At 31.4% G+C, this 3,496-nt stretch carries 3 protein-coding genes; all 3 read left to right on the top strand.

The genetic code is table 11. The features are described from left to right. Positions 1 to 77 precede the first annotated feature (77 nt). The 3 genes from I6751_RS01990 (at position 78) to I6751_RS01980 (ending at position 3,426) form a co-directional block, all read left to right on the top strand. A complete protein-coding gene (locus I6751_RS01990; protein ID WP_196590536.1) occupies positions 78 to 434 on the top strand; it encodes a hypothetical protein in 357 nt (118 codons plus the stop codon). Positions 435 to 940: 506 nt separating this feature from the next. Beyond that, positions 941 to 2,923 (top strand): TIR domain-containing protein, encoded by a 1,983-nt coding sequence (locus I6751_RS01985; protein ID WP_196590537.1) that lies wholly within the window; start codon positions 941 to 943, stop codon positions 2,921 to 2,923. 20 nt (positions 2,924 to 2,943) lie between these two features. Then, a complete protein-coding gene (locus tag I6751_RS01980; RefSeq protein WP_196590538.1) occupies positions 2,944 to 3,426 on the top strand; it encodes a TIR domain-containing protein in 483 nt (160 codons plus the stop codon). The last annotated feature ends 70 nt before the right edge of the window (positions 3,427 to 3,496 follow it).

Here is a 3,496-nt window from a genome sequence, read left to right as displayed (position 1 = left end):
CTAAATATTGACATAGGACCAATTGTTAACAGGAATAGTTTGTGCTCATGGTACGATTAGTGAAACAGAAATGAATATTGGGGGGCAATATAGGGACGTCTCTGGATTATGTTGAACAAATTTATGGGCAACCGACTAAGCAGAGTACAGGAACATACCATAATGAAGTTCAATATATAACATACGATTATAATGATCTTTTTAGTGTTAATGCATATTATACGTTAAATGGATTTAATAGCGGTACATATGTTGACGGAATTGTTTGTCGTGAAGGTAATTTATCAACACCAAGTGGCTTTGCAGTTGGCATGCCATTTAAAAATGTTACAGCAAAATATCCTAAAAGCAGACTGATGACAAATCTCAATGGGTTTATGGTTATAGAAAAGATTATGCATATTATGAATATGAATATTTTGCCGAGATGCTGATATTCGCTGTAGATAAACATAGCATTATAAAAGAAATACAGTGTACTAGTAATGTTAGCGGAGAGTCAATGAGAATTATTGTAAAATATGCTGATTATAATCTTAAGTTAAAAAATATTGTATGCGATTTTATTATTATAGTTTGAAGTCATGCGTCTGATGTTGTCTGGCCTGTTCAATAATATAAGTTGACAATATAATAAAAATTCTTTCTTAATATGAATTTATTGTATATATCCGTGATACCAAACTTACGATTATAATCGAGCCTGTAATGGATTTTAAGGACGAACTACTATATAGTTATCAGAAATATAAAAAGTACCTACAAGGAAAAAATTTAACAGTTGAACGTCCTGAGGGAGTTGTTGAGTATGTTGCACATAAGTAAAGGTGCAGCTGTAGCACGAAATTTATGACGTAACCATCAGGCAAAAACACCGAGAAGCAGCTTTACAGGTATACTGTGAGATTAAAAAATATATGTGAAAGAAGTAAATAGGATAATGGAACCTTTAGCAGTTGTCTTTGTTTGGAATAAAGAGGATAATGAAGTCGTTCAAAAATATATAAATTATGCGTCTGATTTGCTTACAAGAAATTTAAATAATCCTTTTTCAAGGAATCTAGATTTACCAATTTTTTACTATACAAGTACAGATGATCAAAATACTCCGCCAACAATACCTATTAAAGCTGAAAAAGTAATAACATATGTTTTCATTGGCAAAAATAGTGTGGTATCTAACCATTGGGAAGATTATATTAATAAAATGTTTGAGAATCATATTTTAAATGTGATTCCAATTGCGTTGGACAAGACTGCCTTTAATCTTGGATCAATTGGTTCATTAAATTGTATTCGTGAATACGAGTACAAAGAAAATAAACAGCAACAGTTCTTTATTTCTTTGGCGCACGAAATATACAGATTGGGATTTAATGAAAACCGAAGAGACATTAGTACGAATAGCTCATTGAAGATCTTTTTAAGCCATGCGAAAGATGATAAAAATGGAATAAATGCCACTAAACAGTTAAAGCAGGTAATTGATGAGTCAACAATGAGCCGATTTTTCGATGCAAGTGATATTGCACCAGGATATAGATTTGATGAAGAGATAATTAATAACATTAAAGAATCTTCCATCATTATTGTAAATTCAGATATATATTCAACTCGTTATTGGTGCCAGAGAGAAATACAAACATCAAAGGAATTTGAAAGACCGATTATAGAAGTTGACTTAATACAAAAAGGAATGGATAGGAAGTTCCCATACGCGGGGAATGTTCCGGTTGTTAGAGCCGATATCAAAAATGATAAAATAGGGATGGATGATTTATATAGAATATTGGAAATGATTCTTATTGAAACGATTAGGTATAACTATATAAATATAAAACTAAACGATATTCAGAAAAATATTAAAGTACGAGTGAAAAGTATGAGTAGACCGCCAGAAATGTTTGATTTGCAAAAGATAATCAAAAAAGATGGAGACACTATTACTTTGAACTATGATGCTATTATATATCCTGATCCACCGATCTATTCCGAAGAAATAGATTTTTTTAAGCGTTTAGGAATTAAGACATATACACCAGTTGAAATGCATCCTGAAGATCTTTCGGATAAAAATATAGGGATGTCTATTTCGAATCCCGATGATAGTAATTTAAAAAAAATTGGACAAAATGATAAACATTTAAAAAAACTAGCTCAAATATTTTCGAAATATCTTTTGGGAAGTGGAGCAAGTTTAATATATGGTGGAGATCTTCGAAAAGATGGTTTTACAGAAAAATTGATATTAGAAGCACAAATATTGAAAGATAGATTAAAATCACACGATATTCATATAAAAAATTACTTGGCATGGCCCATATATTTAAATGATTCAGATGATATAAAAAAGTGGAAAGCAGAATATAAAGGCATATTAGCAATGATAAATGTTAACATCGGAGATAAGGTTGAAAATATGGTTACCTCAAAAGATAAGTTTCTTTTCCCAGATTCGGAGACAAATTGTTACATATGGAGTCAGTCCTTAACGAAAATGCGTGAAACTATGATTGGTGATTGCAATGCTCGGATTTGTGCAGGCGGTAAGGATAAAGGTTATAAAGGGAAAATGCCAGGAGTTTTAGAAGAGATTATTATTGCAAGCGAAAAGGAACTTCCAATATATTTATTGGGGGGGTTTGGAGGAATTGTTCATAGTGTTTGTGATATTATTGAAAATAATCACGTTTCCGATAATTTATCTTTGAGCTGGCAAATTGAAAATAACGTAGGGTATAAAGGGATCTTGGACCTATACAAAAAAAGGGGAGAGAAAATCAGTTACATAGATATTGTCAATAAAATAAAAAATATTAAACTTAATAACGGATTAAGCAGGGAAGAAAATATACAATTATTTAATACAGTATATTTTGATGAAGCTGTACTTTTAGTATTAAAAGGGTTACAATCTTTATAAAAAGGAAGAAGGTATTTATTATGGCACACAAAGTATTTGTAAGTTATCATCACGACAATGATCAAGCAAAGGCAGATTATTTAATAACACAATATGGTGAAAATAATACTCTATTGGATAAATCATTGGACGAAGCATATGAAGATATGACAGACGATGAAATATTAGCAGCTATAAGAACAGAACATTTAAAAGACTCAACAGTAACTATTGTTTTGATAGGAAGCGAAACAGCAAACAGGAAATGGGTGGATTGGGAAATCTATGCATCTTTGAGACCATATGGCGACAGAAGTCGAAATGGATTATTGGGAATATACTTACCAACAGCTGAGGATACACCTGCAAGATTACAAGATAATATAGATTCAGGGTATGCAGTTACTATGAAATGGGAGAATATTTCATGGCAATTGGAAAGCAAAATTGATGACGCTTATGATAATAGGAATAAGTCAGCGTTAGTGGAAAATAGCAGAAAAAGAAGAGAAAGAAACAGCTAAATATGAGAGTGTAACCCATTCTGTGTAAACTCCATGGATTAATGCTGAAAATTCAAAAATCACGAAAAAT

Origin of the sequence: Pectinatus frisingensis, assembly GCF_015732285.1 — a bacterium.
GTDB classification, from domain to species: Bacteria; Bacillota; Negativicutes; order Selenomonadales; family Selenomonadaceae; genus Pectinatus; species Pectinatus frisingensis.
The sequence above is the reverse complement of the archived record's forward strand: the minus strand, read 5'-3'. Positions and strand labels throughout refer to the sequence as shown.

Coding starts and splice junctions, on each gene's coding strand:
- I6751_RS01980 (WP_196590538.1), top strand. CDS start 2,944: ATGGCACACAAAGTATTTGTAAGTTATCATCACGACAATGATCAAGCA.
- I6751_RS01985 (WP_196590537.1), top strand. CDS start 941: ATGGAACCTTTAGCAGTTGTCTTTGTTTGGAATAAAGAGGATAATGAA.